Source organism: Micromonospora sp. WMMD1082 (assembly GCF_029626175.1).
Lineage (GTDB): Bacteria > Actinomycetota > Actinomycetes > Mycobacteriales > Micromonosporaceae > Micromonospora.
The window spans coordinates 7,063,982-7,083,209 of record NZ_JARUBM010000002.1; the positions used below are offsets into that span (position 1 = coordinate 7,063,982).

The 19,228-nt window shown below is 73.3% G+C and carries 18 protein-coding genes; 6 read left to right on the plus strand and 12 right to left on the minus strand.

All coding sequences use genetic code 11. From position 1 onward, the window contains the following. Positions 1-24: 24 nt before the first annotated feature. Positions 25-795: a hypothetical protein gene (locus O7615_RS32460; protein ID WP_278181608.1), complete on the plus strand. Its 771-nt coding sequence runs from the start codon at positions 25-27 to the stop codon at positions 793-795. Positions 796-872: 77 nt separating this feature from the next. Here O7615_RS32460 and O7615_RS32465 read toward each other — a convergent pair whose 3' ends face one another. Both O7615_RS32465 and O7615_RS32470 read right to left on the minus strand, forming a co-directional pair. Beyond that, a complete protein-coding gene (locus O7615_RS32465; RefSeq protein ID WP_278181609.1) occupies positions 873-1,622 on the minus strand; it encodes a YebC/PmpR family DNA-binding transcriptional regulator in 750 nt (249 codons plus the stop codon). A 301-nt stretch (positions 1,623-1,923) separates the two neighbouring features. Then, positions 1,924-2,583, minus strand: a complete 660-nt coding sequence (locus O7615_RS32470) for an NADPH-dependent FMN reductase (RefSeq protein WP_278181610.1) — start codon at positions 2,581-2,583, stop codon at positions 1,924-1,926. A 103-nt stretch (positions 2,584-2,686) separates the two neighbouring features. On the opposite strand from O7615_RS32470, the gene O7615_RS32475 reads away from it, so the two are divergent. Then, entirely contained in the window at positions 2,687-3,535 is an 849-nt protein-coding gene (locus tag O7615_RS32475; protein ID WP_278182314.1) for a helix-turn-helix transcriptional regulator, read from the plus strand. On the opposite strand, the gene pdxT is transcribed toward O7615_RS32475, so the two are convergent. The 6 genes from pdxT to pgsA form a co-directional block, all read right to left on the minus strand. Further along, the gene (gene pdxT / locus O7615_RS32480) at positions 3,536-4,141 is read right to left on the minus strand and encodes a pyridoxal 5'-phosphate synthase glutaminase subunit PdxT (RefSeq protein WP_278182315.1); all 606 of its coding nucleotides are present in this window, start codon (positions 4,139-4,141) and stop codon (positions 3,536-3,538) included. It abuts the gene before it with no gap. Beyond that, on the minus strand, positions 4,138-5,052 hold the full coding sequence (pdxS, locus tag O7615_RS32485; RefSeq protein ID WP_278181611.1) for a pyridoxal 5'-phosphate synthase lyase subunit PdxS: 915 nt from the start codon (positions 5,050-5,052) through the stop codon (positions 4,138-4,140). The genes pdxT and pdxS overlap by 4 nt, the downstream gene beginning before the upstream one ends. 213 nt (positions 5,053-5,265) lie before the next feature. Further along, positions 5,266-5,763: a hypothetical protein gene (locus O7615_RS32490; RefSeq protein WP_278181612.1), complete on the minus strand. Its 498-nt coding sequence runs from the start codon at positions 5,761-5,763 to the stop codon at positions 5,266-5,268. A gap of 35 nt (positions 5,764-5,798) precedes the next feature. Further along, positions 5,799-6,959, minus strand: coding sequence for a glycosyltransferase family 4 protein (locus O7615_RS32495; protein WP_278181613.1), 1,161 nt, complete (start codon positions 6,957-6,959; stop codon positions 5,799-5,801). Between the two features lie 13 nt (positions 6,960-6,972). After that, positions 6,973-7,851, minus strand: coding sequence for a phosphatidylinositol mannoside acyltransferase (locus O7615_RS32500; RefSeq protein WP_278181614.1), 879 nt, complete (start codon positions 7,849-7,851; stop codon positions 6,973-6,975). Positions 7,852-7,864: 13 nt separating this feature from the next. Beyond that, a complete protein-coding gene (gene pgsA / locus O7615_RS32505; RefSeq protein ID WP_278181615.1) occupies positions 7,865-8,497 on the minus strand; it encodes a phosphatidylinositol phosphate synthase in 633 nt (210 codons plus the stop codon). A 265-nt stretch (positions 8,498-8,762) separates the two neighbouring features. Here pgsA and O7615_RS32510 point away from each other — a divergent pair, with 265 nt between their 5' ends. Beyond that, positions 8,763-10,916 carry an elongation factor G-like protein EF-G2 gene (locus tag O7615_RS32510; protein WP_278181616.1) on the plus strand — a complete coding sequence of 718 codons (2,154 nt, stop codon included), beginning with the start codon at positions 8,763-8,765 and terminating at the stop codon, positions 10,914-10,916. A 19-nt stretch (positions 10,917-10,935) separates the two neighbouring features. On the opposite strand, the gene O7615_RS32515 is transcribed toward O7615_RS32510, so the two are convergent. The 3 genes from O7615_RS32515 to thrS form a co-directional block, all read right to left on the minus strand. Then, on the minus strand, positions 10,936-11,994 hold the full coding sequence (locus O7615_RS32515; protein WP_278181617.1) for an aldo/keto reductase: 1,059 nt from the start codon (positions 11,992-11,994) through the stop codon (positions 10,936-10,938). Between the two features lie 313 nt (positions 11,995-12,307). Continuing rightward, positions 12,308-12,820, minus strand: a complete 513-nt coding sequence (locus O7615_RS32520) for an HIT domain-containing protein (RefSeq protein WP_278182316.1) — start codon at positions 12,818-12,820, stop codon at positions 12,308-12,310. Positions 12,821-12,879: 59 nt separating this feature from the next. Further along, complete coding sequence (gene thrS / locus O7615_RS32525) at positions 12,880-14,883, minus strand: threonine--tRNA ligase (protein WP_278181618.1); 2,004 nt, start codon at positions 14,881-14,883, stop codon at positions 12,880-12,882. A gap of 195 nt (positions 14,884-15,078) precedes the next feature. Here thrS and O7615_RS32530 point away from each other — a divergent pair, with 195 nt between their 5' ends. Beyond that, positions 15,079-15,909, plus strand: coding sequence for a DUF1775 domain-containing protein (locus O7615_RS32530; RefSeq protein ID WP_278181619.1), 831 nt, complete (start codon positions 15,079-15,081; stop codon positions 15,907-15,909). A gap of 52 nt (positions 15,910-15,961) precedes the next feature. On the opposite strand, the gene O7615_RS32535 is transcribed toward O7615_RS32530, so the two are convergent. After that, complete coding sequence (locus O7615_RS32535; protein WP_278181620.1) at positions 15,962-16,882, minus strand: ADP-ribosylglycohydrolase family protein; 921 nt, start codon at positions 16,880-16,882, stop codon at positions 15,962-15,964. Between the two features lie 74 nt (positions 16,883-16,956). Between O7615_RS32535 and O7615_RS32540 the strand changes: the two genes are divergently transcribed. Further along, a complete protein-coding gene (locus O7615_RS32540; protein ID WP_278181621.1) occupies positions 16,957-17,646 on the plus strand; it encodes a response regulator transcription factor in 690 nt (229 codons plus the stop codon). A 29-nt stretch (positions 17,647-17,675) separates the two neighbouring features. Next, a complete protein-coding gene (locus O7615_RS32545; protein ID WP_278181622.1) occupies positions 17,676-19,082 on the plus strand; it encodes a HAMP domain-containing sensor histidine kinase in 1,407 nt (468 codons plus the stop codon). The last annotated feature ends 146 nt before the right edge of the window (positions 19,083-19,228 follow it).

The window sequence follows — 19,228 nt, forward strand, 5'->3', positions numbered from 1 at the left end:
GAGAGATGAGATGAGAGCCCGTACATGAAACGCAGAATCGTCACCGGCATCGTTTCCGCGACCACCGCGATGGTGCTCGCCGTCTCCGGCACCGCCCAACCCGCCCGCGCCGCGATCCCGTGGCCCCAGATCGCCGTCGCCGTGGTCTCGTACCTCTACGGTGGCAGCGGCGGCGGCAGCGACCTGGAACGGGCCAAGCAGGAGATCATCGCCGCCGTCGAGAGTTCCAAGCAGGAGATCCTCAACCACATCGACGCCATCGCCGCCGCCGACGTCGAGGCCTGCACCGAGGCCGCCGTCACCAAGATCGCGCAGATCGACAGCATGCCGGGGAGCCTGCTCGGTCCCTTCGTCAACGGCGCCGTCGACTGCGCCGCGCTCTCCAACGCCTACCTGAACGCCGTCCAGGATCCCCGCGCCGCCGACAACATCGGCAAACTGATGGGGGTCATCTACTCCATCGCCATGGTTGCCTTCGCCAAGTACGGCCTCACCACCACCGACCTGCTCAACGGCCTCATCCGCGGCTACGAGAACCTCGTCACCAAGCTCGCCCCCGCCTGCCGGGACGACACCATCAGGGAGTACGACTCGATGGGCCGGCTGGTGACCGTCGAGATCACCCACACCTGCGTGGCGTACAACGGGGACTCCGCGAGCGGCACGGAGATCTACTACCTCGGCCGGCCGACGAAGACCATCAACCGAGACCAGATCAACAAGAACGCCACCCGGAACACGAGCCGCTGGACCGCCCAGGAGTCACTACCGACGCTGATCCAGCTTCGGCCGTAGCCTGACCTCGACACCGGACGGCCCGTCACCCACGCAGCGGCGACGGGCCGTCCGGGCAGGTGCTGGCCGATGCCGGGTCAGCCGACGGCTGCCATGATCTCGTCGGAGACGTCGAAGTTCGCGTAGACGTTCTGCACGTCGTCGCTGTCCTCCAGGACGTCGATCAGCTTGAAGATCTTGCGCGCGCCCTCCTCGTCCAGCGGCACGCTGACGCTGGGGATGAGCGAGGACTCGGCCGACTCGTACTCGATGCCGGCATCCTGCAAGGCGGTCCGCACGGCGACCAGGTCGCCCGGCTCGGAGACCACCTCGAACGCCTCGTCCAGGTCGTTGACCTCCTCGGCGCCCGCGTCGAGGACCGCCAGCATGACGTCGTCCTCGGTCGTGCCGGCCTTGGGGACGATCACCACGCCCTTGCGGGAGAACATGTACGACACCGAGCCGGCATCGGCGAACGAGCCGCCGTTGCGGGTCAGCGCGGTGCGCACCTCGGTGGCGGCCCGGTTGCGGTTGTCGGTCAGGCACTCGATCAGCAGCGCGACGCCGTTCGGGCCGTACCCCTCATACATGATCGTCTGGTAGTCGGCGCCGCCGGCCTCCAGGCCGGAGCCGCGCTTGACCGCCCGGTCGATGTTGTCGTTGGGGACCGAGTTCTTCTTGGCCTTCTGGATGGCGTCGTAGAGGGTCGGATTGCCCGCCGGGTCGCCCCCGCCGGTACGCGCCGCGACCTCCACGTTCTTGATCAGCTTGGCGAACATCTTGCCGCGCTTGGCGTCGATGACCGCCTTCTTGTGCTTGGTCGTCGCCCACTTTGAGTGGCCGGACATCTGTTACCTCCGTTGCTACCCGCCGCCTGCATCGACCGCACCGCGCACGCCCCGCTCCGCACCGGCGCACGCGGTGGTGCCGGTCAGCTCTTGGTGGAAGCCGTGGCGGCCAGATGGCCCTGCCGAATCTCGACAATCCTACCGGCGTACGACGGGTGGCCGTCACCCGCCGCACGCCGGCGGCCTGCCCGATCTCCCCCGATCACCGCAGAACGGACAAAGGCTACTCCCCCATGCCGTACGAGCCCAGCACGCTGAACTCGGCGGTCTCCCGCTGCTCGCAGCGGTCCTCCCCCATCGCCTACCCCGCCGCCGTCGCGTCGGGTTGTGGGGCGACCCCCGCCAGGCCGACCGTTTCCCGGCTGGCGGCCAACAGATCAGTGATCATGGCGGTCACGGCGGTGACGCGCTCGTCGGCGGGCGCGATCCGCCCGGCGGCGGTCGGGTCGGACGGATCAACGCCGGACCAGTCGAAGTCGGTGAAGAGCGCCAACTCGACCTGGCTCGGCACGACCGCCGCGCCCACCTCGGTAAGGATCTCCCGCAACTGCGTGGCGCCCCGACCGCCGCCGTGCACGCCGTAGCTGAGCACGCCGGCCGGCTTGCCGCGCCACTCGGCGTCCAGGTAGTCGACGGCGTTCTTGAGCACCGCCGGGATCGACGCGTTGTACTCCGGCGTGACGAAGACGAACGCGTCGTACGCCGACACCACCGCCGCCCAGCGGCGGGTGTGCTCGTACCGGTAGTCGCCGAACCTCGCCGGCACCGGTTCGTCCAGCAGCGGCAGCTCCTGCTCCGCGACGTCGATCAGCTCGATGCTCACCTCCCCGGCCCGCAGCGCCGGGTGGCCCGCCGCCACCTCGGCCACCCATCCCGCCACCGCCGGTCCCCGCCGGCCCGGACGACTACTGCCCACGACCAAACCCACCACGACCGGTCTCTTCTGCTGCGCACTGTCCATGGCCCCATCCCATCCATGGGTCGGCACCACCGGGAGACCGGCGCGCGGGTAGCCCCGACGGGGACACCCTCACCGGAGGTGGCACCGGCACACTGGATCCGTGATGGACGGAGAGCTGGGCGCCTTCCTGCGCAGCCGCCGGGAGGCGCTGCGGCCCGAGCAGGTCGGGCTGCCGGAGGGCACCCGGCGACGCACCCCGGGGCTACGGCGGGCGGAACTGGCGACGTTGGCCCAGGTCAGCGTGGAGTACCTGACCCGCCTCGAACAGGGCAGGGACACCCGCCCCTCGCCGGAGATCCTCGCCGCGCTGGCGAACGCCCTGCGGCTCGACGAGGCCGACCGGCAACACCTCCAGCAACTCGTGGCGGTCAACCACGGCCGGCAACTGTGCACCGGATGCCGGCCGTCGGTCTCGCGTACCGTCCGCCCGGAGGTCCAGGCGGTGCTGGAGGCGCTGCGGGACCGGCCGGCGTACCTGCTCAACCGGCTCGGCGACGTGCTGGCCTGGAACGATCCGTTCGACCGGCTGGCCCGCCCGCTGGGGCTGCTCGACCGCGACCGGCCCAACCTGGTCTGGTTCGTCTTCGCCGACGAACGTGCCCGCGAGCACTTCCCCGACTGGGCGGAGCTGGCCGACCAGCAGGTCGCCGAGCTGCACGGACTGCGCCGGGGCGATCCGGCCACCGACGAGTTCGCCGAGCGGCTCGGCCGCACGGTCGGTGCGCCGTTCACCTCCCGGTGGCAGCGCCGGCCGGTCGCGGTGCCGACCACCGTCGTCCGCTGGTTGCGGCATCCGGAGGTCGGGCCGTTGCGGTTGGCGTACGAGACGCTGGCGTTCGCCGACGACCAGCAGCGGCTGGTGGTGCAACTGCCCGCCGACGCCGCCAGCACGGAGGCGCTGGACCGGCTGCTGGGCCGGCGGCCGGGCGGCCTGCGCTCGGTGGCCGGCTGATCAGGTTGCGGCGCGGACCAGGTCGACGAAGTAGGCGTGCAGTCGGCGGTCGCCGGTGAGTTCCGGGTGGAAGGCGGTGGCCAGCAGGTTGCCCTGGCGCACCGCGACGATCCGGCCGGCGGCCGGACCGTCGGTCACCGTGCCCAGTACCTCGACGCCGTCGCCGACCCGTTCGACCCAGGGTGCGCGGATGAAGACCGCGTGCAGCGGTCCACCGTCCAGGCCGGCGATCTCCACCGGCGCCTCGAACGAGTCGACCTGCCGGCCGAAGGCGTTGCGGCGCACGGTCATCTCGATGCCGTCGAAGCCGCGCTGGTCCGGCCGGCCGTCGAGGACGTCGGTGGCCAGCATGATCATTCCGGCGCACGAGCCGTAGACCGGCATGCCCTCGGCGATCCGCTTGTCGATCGGCTCGCGCAGCTCGAAGATGTCCACCAGCTTGCTCATGGTGGTGGACTCCCCGCCCGGGATCACCAGGCCGTCGACCGCGTCCAGCTCGGCCGCCCGGCGTACCGGTCGGGCCTGCGCGCCGGCCCCGGTCAGGGCCTCGGCGTGCTCGCGGACGTCGCCCTGCAGGGCGAGCACGCCGATGACCGGTGCCGTCACCACCCGCGCTCGGCCAGGCGGTGCGGCTGCGGGATGTCGTCGACGTTGATGCCGACCATCGCCTCGCCGAGGCCCCGGGAGACCTTGGCCAGCACGTCCGGGTCGTCGTGGAAGGTGGTCGCCTTGACGATCGCGGCGGCCCGCTGGGCCGGGTTGCCGGACTTGAAGATGCCGGAGCCGACGAAGACACCCTCGGCGCCGAGTTGCATCATCATCGCCGCGTCGGCCGGGGTGGCGATGCCACCGGCGGTGAAGAGCACCACCGGCAGCTTGCCGGTCTCGGCGACCTCCTTGACCAGCTCGTACGGGGCCTGCAACTCCTTCGCCGCGACGAACAGCTCGTCGGTCGGCAGCGTCTGGAGGCGGCGGATCTCCTGGCGGATCTTCCGCATGTGGGTGGTGGCGTTGGAGACGTCACCGGTGCCGGCCTCGCCCTTGGAACGGATCATGGCCGCGCCCTCGGTGATCCGGCGCAGCGCCTCGCCCAGGTTCGTCGCGCCGCAGACGAACGGCACGGTGAAGGCCCACTTGTCGATGTGGTTGGCGTAGTCGGCGGGGGTGAGCACCTCGGACTCGTCGACGTAGTCGACGCCGAGGGACTGCAGGATCTGCGCCTCGACGAAGTGGCCGATGCGGGCCTTGGCCATCACCGGGATGGAGACGGCGTTGATGATGCCGTCGATCATGTCGGGATCGCTCATCCGGGACACTCCGCCCTGGGCGCGGATGTCCGCGGGCACCCGCTCCAGCGCCATCACCGCGACCGCGCCGGCATCTTCAGCGATCTTGGCTTGCTCGGCGGTGACCACGTCCATGATCACACCGCCCTTGAGCATCTCGGCCATGCCGCGCTTCACGCGCGCGGTGCCGACCACGGGGGTGCTGGCGTTCGGGGAAGTCGTCTCGGGCACGGATCATCGCTCCTCAGGCGTCCTCGGGAGGTGGCAGCGGAGATGCTACGCCCGAGGCAACGCCGCTCCGACGGCCAATCAGACCCGTGGTGGCCTGCTCTGTGGCCGCCGTCACTCACGCTGCCGCCCGGACGGCTGCCGCTCGGGCGGCTGTCCCCCGGGTGGCTGCCGCTCGGGCAGCTGTTCCCGGGCGGCGGGGCCGGTCGGTGCCGGTCAGCGGGTGGACACGTCGGCGGCGGGGACGGTGAGAGTCGGGTCGTCGATGTCGAAGTACCGCGGCCAGCTGTGCCGGCGCCCCATCCGCAACAGGCGTACCAGCGGACGGCCGCGCGCCGTGCGGGCGTCCCGGACCAGGTCGGTGTGCACCTGCCGGGCCAGGGCGAGCCGCCGGCTGGCGGCGATGACCGCCTCGCAGTCCGGGTCGGTGGGATCGAGCTGAACCGCCCGCAGCTGCCGGGTCAGGTCGTTCTCGGCCGCCTCCCGCTCGTCCGGCCGGGCGTCGAGCGCGATGCGCGCCGCCGCGTACAGCTCGACGCCGTAGCGGCGCTCGGCCAGCACCGCCGCGGCGGCGGCCCGGCGCAGCAGGTGGGCGTCCAGGGCGCGGGCCGCGAGCTGCGCGCGGGCCTGCAGCCGCTCGACCCGGCCGGCGGTCCAGATGAGGTACGGCACGACCAGGGCGACGACCACCGTCGCGCCCACCACCCACCACATGCCCGGCATCGTAGTGCTGCTCCCGTTCCTCCCGGTCAGTCCGGCCCCGCCCACTCCTGGTCGATCACCCGCCCGTCGGTCGCCTCTATCGCCGCTGCGTATACCTCCAGAACCCGGCGGGCAACCACGGGCCAGTCGAAACTCGCCACCACCTGGTCACCACAGGCGGTCAGCTCCGCCCGCTGGGCCGGGTCGTCCAGGAGCCCCGTCAGCGTCTCACGCAGCGCCGCCGCGTCACCGGTGGGGAAGAGCCGCCCGGCCCGGCCGCCGTCGAGCACCCGGCGGAAGGCGTCGAGGTCACTGGCGACGACCGTGGTGCCGGCGGCGAGCGCCTCGGTGAGGATCATGCCGAACGACTCACCCCCCGTGTTCGGCGCCACGTAGAGGTGCACGCTGCGCAGCATGCGCGCCTTGTCCTCCTCCGACACCAGGCCGAGGAAGGTGACCCGGTCCCGGAGATCGGGCGGGAACCGGTCGAACAGATCGTCGGCGTCGCCGGGGCCGGCGACCAGCAGGCGCAGGCCGGGCCGCTGCCGGGCCAGCTCGACGAAGGCGTCCCGCAGGATCGGGAACCCCTTGCGAGGTTCGGTGAACCGGCCCAGGAAGCCGAGCGTGCCGCCGCGACCCGGCGCGCACTCCCCCGGCCAGCCGGGCAGCGGCTCGACCGCCGCGAACTTGGCCACCGCTACCCCGTTGGGGATCTCCACCGCGCCGCCGTCCAGGTGCTCGACCTGCACCTTGCGGGCCAGGGCGCTCACCGCGATCCGCGCGGTGATCCGCTCCAGCACGATCTGGAGCGCGCCCTGGGCGGCCGCGAGCATCCGGGAGCGGGTCATCGCGGTGTGGAACGTGGCCACCACCGGCCCCCGGGCGGAGAGCACCGCGACCATCGACAGGCTCAGCGCGAGCGGCTCGTGCACGTGCAGCACGTCGAAGTCGCCCCGGGTGATCCACCGGCGCACCCGGGCGGTGGAGACCGGCCCGAACGCCACCCGGGCCACCGAGCCGTTGTACGGCAGGGGCACCGACCGGCCGGCCGGCACCACGTACGGCGGCAGCGGCGAGTCCTCGTCCGCCGGGGCGAGGACGCTCACCTCGTGCCCGAGCCCGATCAGCGCCTCCGCGAGGTCCAGGACGTGGTTCTGCACCCCGCCGGGTACGTCGAAGGAGTACGGGCAGACGATGCCGATCCGCATTGCGCCCGTCCCCTCAGTCCAGCCACATCCGCTGCAGCATGTGCCAGTCTTGCGGATGCCGGGCGATGCCCGCCGCGAGACGGTCGGCGATCAGCTGGGTCAGCGATCGGACCCGCGCGTCCAGCGTGCCCTCCTCGGGCCCGGGCACCGGCAGCGGGCCGTCCAGCGCGGCGCACGCGACGTCCGGTTCGTACCACATCGACGCCACGTACAGCGGCGCGCCGGTGCGCAGCGCGAGCAGCGCCGGACCGGCCGGCATCCGGGTCCGGCCGCCGAAGAACTCGACCTCCACCCCCCGGGCGGAGAGGTCCCGGTCGGCGAGCAGCGGCACCACCGCCCCGGCGGCCAGGCGGTCGGTCAACACGTCGATCGGCGGGCGCGCGCCACCGTTGGTGGGCAGGATCTCCATCCCCAGGCCCTGCCGGAACGCCATGAACCGCTTGTAGACCCCCTCCGGCTTGAGCCGCTCGGCGACCGTGGACAGCGGCCAGCCGTTGGCCGCCACCCAGGCACCCGCCGCGTCCCAGTTCCCGGCGTGCGGCAGCGCCACCACCGCGCCCCGCCCGGCCGCCACGTCGGCGGCGAGCAGCTCGGCGCCGCCCAGCCGGAACCCGGCGAGGATCTGCTCGCGGCTGCGCGACGGCAGCCGGAACGCCTCCATCCAGTAGCGGGCGTACGAGCGCAGGCCCCGGCGGACCAGCGCGTCCAGCTCGGCCTCGGGCAGATCGGGGCCGACCACCCGGCGCAGGTTGGCGCGCAGCCGGCTGGCACCGGCGCCCCGGCGACGGTGGGCACGGTCCGCCACGGCGGTGAACGCCGCGGCCGCGACCGGCCCGGGCAGCACGCGGACCAGCCGCCAGCCGGCGACGAAGCCGAGTTCGGTGAGGTTCACCGCGGTGTGCCGCTCACCCGGGGCCGCCGGGCGCACCGACCCGCTGGGCCTGCCGGTAGACGTGCCGGATCCGCTGTCCCACGGTGAACAGCGACACCGCCGCCAGCAGCCAGAGCGCGATCGGCAGCGCCGGTTCGAGGCCCAGGCCGGTGAGCAGGCCGCCGACGCCGACGATCAGCAGTCGCTCGGTACGCTCGGCGATGCCGACGTTGCCGTCCATCCCGAGCCCCTCGGCGCGGGCCTTGACGTACGACACGAGCCCACCCGCGGCCAGGCAGATCAGCGCGGCGGCCACGCCCGCGCGATCTCCCTCGGTGGCCAGGTAGAAGGCGACCGCGCCGAACACGGCGCTGTCGGCGACCCGGTCCATGCTCGAATCGAGGAACGCTCCGAACCGGGTCGACCCGCCACTCATCCGGGCCATCGTCCCGTCGAGCAGGTCGGTCAGCGCGAAGACCGTCACGATCAGCGCACCGGCGACCAGATGGCCGCGGGCGCCGAAGCCGAGCGCACCGACGAGCACCCCGAGGGTGCCCGCGACGGTGACCGTGTTGGGGGACACGCCTGCGCGCAGCAGGCTACGGGCGATCGGCTCCACGACGCGGGTCATCCCCGCGCGGACCGACACTTGGAAGATCTTCGCCATGGCGGTCCCACGATAACCGTCGGCCGTCGACCGCGATACCGCCGCCTGACCAGGGTGGGTCGCGCCGACCGCCCGGGTGGGTTGTGCCGACCCGCCAACGGGTGTGAGATCGAGCCAGGAGGGTGACCCGGCTCACCCCACCGCCTGTTGACCGCCCGGTTCCCAGCGAACCACCGGAGGATATCGCCGCAGCACCCGCCCGGGCCGCATCCCCGTCGCACGCGGCGGTCGCCACCACCACCACCGGCTGAGGGAGGTGCGCCCGATGGCGCAGAGGAGTCAGGACAAGGGGGCCACCGGCGGCGTACCGTCGGTGACCGATCCCGCCAGGATCCGCAACGTGGTGCTCGTCGGGCATTCCGGAGCGGGCAAGACGACCCTGGTCGAGGCGTTGCTCGCGGCGAGCGGCACGATCGGGCGCGCCGGCTCGGTCACCGACGGCACCACCGTCTGCGACCACGACCCCGCGGCCGTACGCCAGCAGCGTTCGGTGGCCCTGGCCTGTGCGCCGCTGCTGCACGACGGGATCAAGGTCAACCTGCTCGACACGCCCGGCTACGCCGACTTCGTCGGTGAGCTGCGCGCCGGCCTGCGCGCCGCGGACGCCGCGCTCTTCGTGGTCTCGGCGGTCGACGGGATGGACGCCGCCACCGCCGCGCTGTGGGAGGAGTGCGCCGCGGTGGACATGCCCCGGGCGGTCGCCGTGGCCCGGCTGGACCATCCGCGCGCCGACTTCGACGAGGCGGTGGCGCTCTGCCAGCGCGTCTTCGGCGACAACGTGCTCCCGCTCTACCTGCCGATGCTCGGCGACGACGGCGAGTCCACCGTCGGCCTGCTCGGGCTGATCACCCGGCGGATCTTCGACTACACCGACGGCCTGCCGCCGCAGGTCCGCGAGCCCGACCCGGAACATCTGCCGGCCATCGTCGAGTCCCGCAACGAGCTGATCGAGGGGATCATCGCCGAGAGCGAGGACGAGAGCCTGATGGACCACTACCTCGCGGGCGAGGAGATCGACTCCGGGGTCCTGGTCGAGGACCTGGAGAAGGCCGTGGCCCGGGGTCACTTCTACCCGGTGGTGCCGGTCTGCGCGGCGACCGGGGTCGGGCTGGACGCGCTGCTGGAGGTGCTCACCGCCGGCTTCCCGTCGCCGCCGGAGCACGACCTGCCCGTGGTGACCGGGGTGGACGGCTCGCCGCGACCGCCGCTGACCTGCGACCCGGACGGCCCACTGGTCGCCGAGGTGGTCAAGACCACCATCGACCGGCACGTCGGGCGGGTCTGCGTGGTCCGGGTCTTCTCCGGCACGCTGCGCCCCGAGCAGACCGTCCACATCTGCGGGCACGGCCTGGCCGAACGCGGCCACCCCGACCACGACGCCGACGAGCGGATCGCCCACCTCTACAGCCCGCTCGGTGCCGCCCTGCGGGAGGTCGGCGTGGCCGTGGCCGGCGACATCTGCGCGATCACCAAGTCCGGCAGCGCGGAGACCGGCGACACCATCTCCGCCCGGGAGAACCCGCTGCTGATCGCGCCCTGGGAGATGCCGGAGCCACTGCTGCCGGTGGCGATCGTGGCGAAGTCCCGCTCGGACGAGGACGCGCTGGCCCGCAACCTGGCCCGGCTGGTGGCGGGCGACCCGACGATGCGGCTGGAACGCAACCCGGAGACCCACCAGCTGGTGCTCTGGTGCATGGGCGAGGCGCACGCCGACGTGGTCCTGGAGCGGCTGCGCGCCGGCGGGGTCGACCTGGACACCGAGCCGGTGCGGGTGTCGCTGCGGGAGACGCTGACGGCACCCGCCCGCGGGCACGGCCGGCACGTCAAGCAGTCCGGCGGGCACGGCCAGTACGCCGTCTGCGACATCGAGGTGGAGCCGCTGCCGCGCGGCGCCGGTTTCGAGTTCGTCGACCGGGTGGTCGGCGGCGCGGTGCCGCACAACTACATCCCCTCCGTGGAGAAGGGTGTCCGCGCCCAGATGGAGCGCGGGATCGTCGCCGGCCACCCGGTGGTGGACCTGCGGGTGACCCTGGTCGATGGCAAGGCGCACAGCGTGGACTCCTCCGACGCGGCGTTCCAGACCGCCGGGGCGCTGGCCCTGCGCGACGCCGCCGAACAGGGCGGGCCGGCGCTGCTGGAACCGGTCGACGAGGTCACCGTGCGGGTTCCCGACGGCAACGTGGGCACCGTGATGGGCGACCTGTCTGGCCGGCGCGCCCGGGTGCTCGGCACCGAGCCGGATCCGGACTCCGACGGGCGCACCCTGGTACGCGCCGAGGTTCCCGCCACGGAGCTGCTGCGCTACGCCGTGGAGCTGCGCGCGATGACCTCGGGCGCCGGCACCTTCCGCCGCCACTTCGTCCGCTACGACCCCATGCCCGCCCACCTGGCCGACCAGATCCGCAAGGAGCACGTCTGAGCGTGCCGGGCCCGCACGGTCAGGGGCGGGCGGTGGGGAGCATGGGGCTCGGCCAGTAGGGGCGGTCGGCCTCCCGGAGCGCGGCCGTGCGCAGCGCCGCGAGCTGCCGCTCCACCTCGGCGAAGTGGTCGGGGGCGAGCGGGCCGAGGGCCAGCGCGGCGGCGTTCTCCTCCACCTGGGCAACGGTGCGACAGCCCGGGATCGGGATCGTCCGGCCGCTGCGTGCCCAGATCCAACCGAGCGCGCCCTGCGCCAGGGTGCGCCCGTCGGCGGTCAGCGTCGCCCGGACGGCGTGCACCCGGCGCAGCCACTCCGGCGCGGGCCGGCCACCGCGGAACCACTCCAGCCAGCCCGAGGTCATCCCCCGTACGTCGTCGCGGGGCAGGGTCGACGCGGGGTGGTACTTGCCGGTGAGCAGCCCCATGCCGAGCGGTCCACGGTTGACGCTGGCCAGGTCGTACTTCTCGCAGACGGCGAGCAGGTCGGGTGCGTCCCGCAGCACCGACAGGCCGTGCTGCACGGCGGCGGCGTGCGGGGCGTCGTGCCCGAAGGCGGCCGCCCGGTCGGCCCGGTCGGTGCTCCAGCCGTACGCCCGGACCAGGCCCTCGGCGACCAGGTCCTCGAGCGCACCGATCAGCTCCTGCGCCCGGGGCACGGGCAGATCGGCCAGGTGCAGCTGGTAGAGGTCGATCCGGTCGGTGCCGAGGCGACGCAGCGAGTCCCGCACGGCCCGCCGCAGGTACGCCGGTGAGGCGTCCGGCCCGATGGCCTGCCGGGTCCGTTCGTCGAACGTGTAGCCCCACTTGGTGGCGATGACCGCCGCGTCGCGCCGGCCGGCCAGGGCCCGCCCGAGGATGCGTTCACCGTGCCCGGCCCCGTACGTGTCGGCGGTGTCGAAGAGCGTCACACCGCACTCGAGCGCCCGGCGGATCGTCCGGACCGACTCCTCGTCGTCGACCGCGCCCCAGCCCAGCGGGGCCTGCCCCGCCGCCCAGGGACCGGCGATCGCCCAGCAGCCCATGCCCAGGGCGCTGACCTCGATGCCGCTGCGGCCCAGTGTCCGCGTCGACTCCCCCACCGGCGCATCGTGCCATCTACCGGACAGGCTTTGACAAACATCCAGCACGATCATCCGTACGGGCACCGGTGCCGCCCGGATCACCGTGGCTGCGCCCGGTTTCGCGCCCTTCTGCGAACGACCTGCGTACCGCCTCGATCTCTCTTCCCGCACGCGCCGTTTGCTCTGCTTACCGATACGCATCGGCTCCGGTCGGTAACCGTTGCGTGGGGGTAAGCAGAGCAAAGGGGGCGCGGTGCGGATGACTGGCGGCGGGCGGCTCAGGAGGGCCGGCGGCGGGGCGGGTCAGCAGGGCCAGGCGCGGACGAGCAGGTCAGGAGGGCCAGGCGCGCACGAGCAGGTCGCGGGTGTCGCCCAGCAACTGCGGCAGGACCTTGGTACGCCCGATGACCGGCATGAAGTTGGCGTCGCCGCCCCACCGGGGCACCACGTGCTGGTGCAGGTGGGCGGCGATGCCGGCGCCGGCCACGCCGCCCTGGTTCATGCCCAGGTTGAAGCCGTGCGCGTTGCTGACCTTGCGGATCACCCGCATCGCGGTCTGGGTGTACGACGCCAGCTCGGCCGTCTCCGGCCCGTCCAGGTCGGTGTAGTCGGCGACGTGCCGGTACGGGCAGACCAGCAGGTGCCCCGGGTTGTACGGATACAGGTTGAGCACCACGAACACGTGCCCGCCGCGCGCCACCACCAGGTTCTCCTCCGGCGGCCGGCCCGGTGCCAGGCAGAACGGGCACCCGGAGGGTTTCTCGTAGCCGCCCTCCGGCCGGTCCTCCCCGGAGATGTACGTCATCCGGTGGGGCGTCCAGAGCCGGTCCAGCCCGTCGGCCATGTCCCTGTCGATGTGCTCCGCCCCAGTCACACCGGCGATCCTACGACCCCCGCCCGCCCTTACATCTGTGCGGAGGGGCCGGTGTTGGTGCGGGAGCCGACCACGTCGAGGACGTGGGCGACCGCCTCGGCGAGCGGCACGCCGTTGCGCTGGGAGCCGTCCCGGTAGCGGAACGAGACCGTGCCCGCGGCCACGTCGTCGTCACCGGCGATCACCATGAAGGGGATCTTCTGCTGCTGCGCGGTGCGGATCTTCTTCTGCATCCGCTCGTCACCGGCGTCGACCTGGGCGCGGATGCCCTCGGCGCGCAGCGCGGCGACGAAGCCGTGCAGGTAGTCGGTGTGGTCCTCGCGGATCGGGATGCCGACCACCTGCACCGGGGCCAGCCAGGCCGGGAACGCCCCCGCGTAGTGCTCGGTGAGCACGCCGAAGAACCGCTCGATCGAGCCGAAGAGCGCTCGGTGGATCATGACCGGCCGCTGCCGGGTGCCGTCGGCCGCCTGGTACTCCAGGCCGAACCGCTCCGGCTGGTTGAAGTCGACCTGGATGGTGGACATCTGCCAGGTCCGGCCGATGGCGTCCTTAGCCTGCACCGAGATCTTCGGGCCGTAGAAGGCCGCCCCGCCCGGGTCGGGCACCAGGTCGAGCCCGGAGGTCTCGGCGGCGGTACGCAGCGCCTCGGTGGCCTCGGCCCAGTCGGCCTCCGACCCGATGAACTTCGGCGAGTCGTCGCGGGTCGACAGCTCCAGGTAGAAGTCGTCCAGGCCGTAGTCGCGCAGCAGGTCCAGCACGAACGACAGCAGCGTGGTCAGCTCACCGGGCATCTGCTCCCGGGTGCAGTAGATGTGCGAGTCGTCCTGGGTCAGGCCGCGTACCCGGGTCAGGCCGTGCACCACGCCCGACTTCTCGTAGCGGTAGACGGTGCCGAACTCGAACAGCCGCAGCGGCAGTTCCCGGTAGGACCGCCCACGCGACCTGAAGATCAGGTTGTGCATGGGGCAGTTCATCGCCTTGAGGTAGTAGTCCGCCCCCTCCAACTGCATGGGCGGGAACATCGTGTCGGCGTAGTAGGGCAGGTGACCCGAGGTCTCGAAGAGCTGCGCCTTGGTGATGTGCGGGCTGTTGACGAACTCGTACCCCGCCTGCTCGTGCCGGCGACGCGAGTAGTCCTCCAGCTCGCGGCGGATGATGCCGCCCTTGGGGTGGAAGACCGCGAGACCGGAGCCGATCTCGTCGGGGAAGCTGAACAGGTCGAGGTCCGCACCGAGCTTGCGGTGGTCGCGCCGGGCGGCCTCCTCCAGCAGCTTCAGGTACGCCTTCAGCCCGTCCCGGGTCGGCCAGGCCGTGCCGTACACCCGCTGCAACTGCGGGTTGCGCTCGCTGCCCCGCCAGTACGCGGCGGCCGAGCGCATCAGCTTGAACGCGCCGATCAGCCGGGTGTTCGGCAGGTGCGGGCCGCGGCACAGGTCCGACCAGCAGACCTTGTCCTCGTCGGCGGCGAGGTTGTCGTAGATGGTCAGCTCGCCGCCGCCCACCTCCATCACCTCGGACGAATCCAGCCCCTCGCCCTTGACCTCGATGAGTTCCAGCTTGAACGGCTCGGCGGCCAGCTCGGTCCGCGCCTCGTCCAGGCTGTCGAAGCGGCGGCGGCGGAACCGCTGCCCGGACTTGATGATCTCCTGCATCCGCTTCTCGAGCCGGGCCAGGTCGTCGGGCTGGAACGGCTTGTCCACCGCGAAGTCGTAGTAGAAGCCGTTGTCGATCGGCGGGCCGATGCCGAGCCGGGCCTCCGGGAAGACGTCCTGCACGGCCTGGGCGAGCACGTGCGCCGTCGAGTGGCGCAGCACGTTCAGCCCGTCCGGCTCGTCGAGCGCCACCGGCTCGACGGCGGTCTCCTCGGACGGCCGCCAGTCCAGGTCGCGCAGCACGCCCTGCGGGTCACGGACCACCACGATCGCCTTCGGGCCGGTGGTGGGCAGCCCGGCCGCGGCCACCGCGTCGGCCGCCGTCGTCCCGGCGACGACGACGGGGTCGGCCACGGCGGGGGTACGGGGTGCGGACACGGGTGACTCCTCGCAGCAGACGTAACGGATGGTGCCGATGTCGGCGCACTGATGCTATCGGGCGCCCCGGTGGCCTCGCCGTCGACACCGGGCCACCGGCGATCGGGCCGACCGTTGAACCTTTTCGGCCCGGGATACGAACTACCAGGTGTGGCCGGAGCCCGTTCCGGCCACGGACACGGATGGGGACCCAGGATGGCGATGACGCGCGGCGGGAGCCGTCGACGCCGGGGCGGGCCGGTGGCCGCCCTGGTCACGGCCGTGGTGCTGCTCTGGCCGGGCACGGCGTGGGCGGCGGACGCGAGTTTCACCCCGACCCAGGCCCGGCAGGGCGAGTCGGTGAAGGTGGAGTTCGTGGTGCCCGACGAGCGGCCCGGCATCCGTACCGAACGGATCGAGGTGCGGTTGCCGGCCGACAACCCGATCGCCGAGGTCTACCCGCTGTCGGTCGACGGCTGGGCGCCGCTGATCACCACCCGCAAGCTCGACACGCCGGTGGCCGGTCTCCACGCGCCCGCCACCGACATCGTGACCGCCACGGTGACCTGGTCCCGCACCCCGAATGCCGGCGACGGACCGGCCCGGCTGCCGCTGTCGATGGGGCCGCTGCCGCAGACCGACCGGCTGGCCTTCGAGCTGCTCCAGACGTACGCCGACGGCATGGTGGTGCGGTGGGGCGGCCCCGGCCAGCGACCGCTGCCCGCGTTGGCGCTGCTGCCGGCGGATCCGGCCGCGCCGGGTGGGCACGGCGCGCACGGCGGTGCGCCGGACGGGCAGCCGTCGGCCGGCGACCCGCCCGCCGAGGCCACCGGCGACGGTGGCCCGAACGCCAACAGCCTGCTCGCCGCCGGCCTGGTCGCCGGCCTCGGCGGCGGTGCCGTGGTGGGCTGGCTGATCAGCCGCTGGCGCCGGAACTCGGCCGAGGAGATCGACCGCTCGGTGCTCGACGGGGAGCCGACCGGCGATGACGCCGACACCACCGGCCGGGCGGGCAGCGAGGCCGCCGAGGCGGGCGCACGGCGGTGAGCGGCGGGTGCCCGCCGGGGTCGTCAGCCGACCCAGTCGGGTAGCGGCTCGGTCAGCCGACCCAGTCGGGTAGCGGCTCCCGGGCGGCCAGCCAGTCGGCGGGCACGCCGCCGTCGGTGCCGACCCCGGTGTACGCGGCGACGATGCCACCGGCGATCGCGGCGGTGGTGTCCACGTCCCCGCCCGCCGCCACGCAGGCCCGCACGGCCGCCGGGTAGTCGTCCAGGTGCGTGGCGGCGACCCAGCAGGTGAAGGCGACGGTGTCCTGCGCGGTGACCCGGGAGCCGTTGCCGACCGCGTCCACCACCTCGGGCAGCGGGCGACCGAGCAGCCCGGCGACCCGGCGTACGCCCCGGTGCACCTCGGTGGCCGGGTCCAGCGCGGCGGCCACGCCGGCGAGCAGCCGGCCCGGTTCCGGCCGGTCGCCGTCGAGGCGGGCCCGGGCGGCGCGGGCCGCGGCGACCGCCACCGCCACCGCACCGGCGATCCCCTCCGGGTGGGCATGGGTGACCTCCGCGCTGGCGCGGGCCTGCGCGGCCGCCCGGCCGGTCGAGTCGGCGAAGTACGCCCCCAGCGGCGCGACCCGCATCGCGGCCCCGTTGCCGCAGGAGCCCTGCCCGTCGAAGGCGGCTGCCGCCGCGACCGGCCACGGGGTGCCGGTACGGATCAGGTGCAGGATGCGCACCGCGCCGGGCCCGTAGCCACGGTAGGGCTCGCAGCGCTCGGCGAAGTCCAGCGCGAGCCGGTCCCGGTCGATCCGGCCCGCCTCGGCCAGCTGCGCCAGCACCGAGCAGGCCATCTCGGTGTCGTCGGTCCACTGCCACGGCGGTGGGGGAAGCCGTTCGGCGGCCAGGTCGGCGGGGTGCCGGCCGGGGACGAAGAACTGGGCGCCGAGGGCGTCGCCGACCGACAGGCCGGCGAGGCTGTCCCGGGCGAGGGTCAGCCGGGTGTCCGGATAGAGGGTGAACGTCATGGTCGCACCAGCTTGGCGTGTTCCGGGGTGGGCCGCAATGACGCCGCGCTTGCCGGCGCGGGTACCGTGCTGAGGTGGCCACCGTCCTCCTGGTCGAAGACGATCACGTCGTCCGCGGCGCGATGCTTCGTTCCCTCACCGACCGGGGCCACGCCGTACACGCCGTGGGCACCGCGCTGGACGCGCTGCGCCGGGTCGCCGCGGAGACGCCGGATCTGGTCGTGCTCGACCTCGGCCTGCCGGACCTGGACGGTTCGGACGCGCTGCGGATGCTGCGGGGCATCACCGACGTGCCGATCATCATCGCCACCGCCCGCGACGACGAGCAGTCCGTGGTCAAGCTGCTGCGGGCCGGCGCCGACGACTACATGGTCAAGCCGTTCACCGGCGCGCACCTGGACGCCCGGATCACCAGCGTGCTGCGCCGGGTGGGCCGGGCCAGCCGCGTCGCGCAGCCGGCCGTGCACAGCGTGGGCGGGCTGCGGGTCGACGTCGGTGAACGCAGTGCCCTCCTCGACGGCGAGGCGCTGGCGCTGACCCGCAAGGAATTCGACCTGCTGGCGTATCTCGCCGCACGCCCTGGCCGGGTAGTGTCCCGGCGGGAGCTCTTGGAGGAGGTATGGCGGCAGCCATCGGTCGGCGAGGATCAGACCATCGACGTTCACCTGTACTGGCTACGGCGCAAAATGGGCGAGTCCGCGGCGAAGCCGCGCTACCTGCGCACCGTGCGGGGGGTGGGCTTCCGGCTGGTGGCGCCGGACTGAGGCGGTCGCTGGCCCTGCTGACGGCCGGCATGGGCGCCCTGCTGGCGCTGGCCTTCCTCGTCCCGCTCGGGCTGACCCTCGGCGGGCAAGCCCGCGAGGAGGCGATCGCCGACGCGGCCCGCCGCAGCGCGCTGGTGACCGGGGCGCTCGCGGTCAGCACCGAGGCCGAGGTGGTGGCCCGCGCGATCGAGGCGAGTGGCGACGACCCGGCCACCCGGCCGGTGGTGCACGGGCTCGACGGGGACTCCACCGCCGGGCGGGCCGACGCGGGGCAGCTGGACCGGGCCCGGTCCGAGGGGCGTTCCCTGGTCGTCGACATCGACGGCGGGGTGCTGCGGCTGGATCCGGTGGTGCTCGGCGAGCGGACCGCCGTGGTCGAGGTCTTCGTCCCGGACGCCGCACTCGACGCCGGCCCCGGCGGCCGGTGGCTGCTGTTGATCGGGGTGGCCGTCGCCCTGGTGGGCGCCGCCGTCCTGGTGGTGGACCGGGTTGCCGGCCGGGCGGCCGACGCCGGTCGGGGCCTGGTCAAGGCGGCGCTCGCGGTGGGCGAGGGCGACCTGGGCGTACGCGTCGAGCCGAACGGCCCGCGCGAGCTAGCCGAGGCCGGCCACGCGTTCAACCGGATGGTGGAGCGGTTGGTGGCCGCCCGCACCGACGAGCGGGAGCTGGTGGCGGACCTGTCCCACCGGCTGCGCACCCCGCTGACCGTGCTGCGGCTGGACGCCGAGGCGCTGGAGTCCGACGACACCAGCGTGGGCTCGTTCAGCCAGGCGGAGCTGGACTACCGGCGCGGTATCCGGCGGATCCGGCAGGCGATCGTCACCCTGGAGGGTGAGATCGACGTGCTGATCAAGACCACCCGCAAGGCGGTGGCGACCGAGGCCGCCGCCCCGGCGATGTGTGACGTGAGCGAGGTCGTCCGGGACCGGATGGTCTTCTGGGCGGCCCTGGCCGGCGACCAGAACCGCCCGCACCGGGTCTCCGGTGCCCAGTTGCGCATTCCGGTACCGGTGCCCCGGGCCGAGCTGGCCGCCGCCCTGGACGCGGTGATCGGCAACGTGTTCCGCTACACGCCGCAGGGCACGGCGTTCGAGGTGGCGGTCTCCCGCCGCGACGGCTACGTGGCGATCCGGATCGACGACGCCGGGCCCGGTATCGCCAACCCCGACCGGGCCCTGCGTCGCGGCGCCAGCGACCAGGGCTCCACCGGTCTCGGGCTGGACATCGCCAAGCGGGTGGCGTTGCAGGCCAACGGCTCGGTCAGCATCGACCGGGCCCGGCTGGGCGGGGCCAGCGTGGTGATGCTGCTGGCCGATCCGGAGGCGACACCGCGCCAGGTCAGCCGGTTCGGCCTGGTGGGCCGGATGGCGCGGGAGGGCCGGGAACAGAAGGCCAGCGGACGCCGCTGGCCCCGGCAGCGCCCGGCGGACCGCTGAACGTCGGCCGTACGGTCACCGCGCGGGCGGGCTGTGTGCCGGCACAAGTCTTCCTTAGATCCGGATTAATGCCGGTCCGGCCGCCCGGCGCAGCTGGCAGGATCGGCGTCGAACCCAGCAGTTCCACCGGCGCGCACATCGACCGG

What these genes read in the sequence shown, in the direction of transcription:
- O7615_RS32470 (WP_278181610.1), bottom strand. Translation starts at nt 2,583, where the DNA reads ATGGACAGTGCGCAGCAGAAGAGACCGGTCGTGGTGGGTTTGGTCGTG.
- pgsA (WP_278181615.1), bottom strand. Translation starts at nt 8,497, where the DNA reads ATGGCGAAGATCTTCCAAGTGTCGGTCCGCGCGGGGATGACCCGCGTC.
- O7615_RS32545 (WP_278181622.1), top strand. Translation starts at nt 17,676, where the DNA reads ATGGGCGCCCTGCTGGCGCTGGCCTTCCTCGTCCCGCTCGGGCTGACC.
- O7615_RS32460 (WP_278181608.1), top strand. Translation starts at nt 25, where the DNA reads ATGAAACGCAGAATCGTCACCGGCATCGTTTCCGCGACCACCGCGATG.
- O7615_RS32520 (WP_278182316.1), bottom strand. Translation starts at nt 12,820, where the DNA reads ATGGCCGACGGGCTGGACCGGCTCTGGACGCCCCACCGGATGACGTAC.
- O7615_RS32530 (WP_278181619.1), top strand. Translation starts at nt 15,079, where the DNA reads ATGGCGATGACGCGCGGCGGGAGCCGTCGACGCCGGGGCGGGCCGGTG.
- O7615_RS32535 (WP_278181620.1), bottom strand. Translation starts at nt 16,882, where the DNA reads ATGACGTTCACCCTCTATCCGGACACCCGGCTGACCCTCGCCCGGGAC.
- O7615_RS32465 (WP_278181609.1), bottom strand. Translation starts at nt 1,622, where the DNA reads ATGTCCGGCCACTCAAAGTGGGCGACGACCAAGCACAAGAAGGCGGTC.
- O7615_RS32510 (WP_278181616.1), top strand. Translation starts at nt 8,763, where the DNA reads ATGGCGCAGAGGAGTCAGGACAAGGGGGCCACCGGCGGCGTACCGTCG.
- O7615_RS32475 (WP_278182314.1), top strand. Translation starts at nt 2,687, where the DNA reads ATGGACGGAGAGCTGGGCGCCTTCCTGCGCAGCCGCCGGGAGGCGCTG.
- O7615_RS32495 (WP_278181613.1), bottom strand. Translation starts at nt 6,959, where the DNA reads ATGCGGATCGGCATCGTCTGCCCGTACTCCTTCGACGTACCCGGCGGG.
- O7615_RS32490 (WP_278181612.1), bottom strand. Translation starts at nt 5,763, where the DNA reads ATGTGGTGGGTGGTGGGCGCGACGGTGGTCGTCGCCCTGGTCGTGCCG.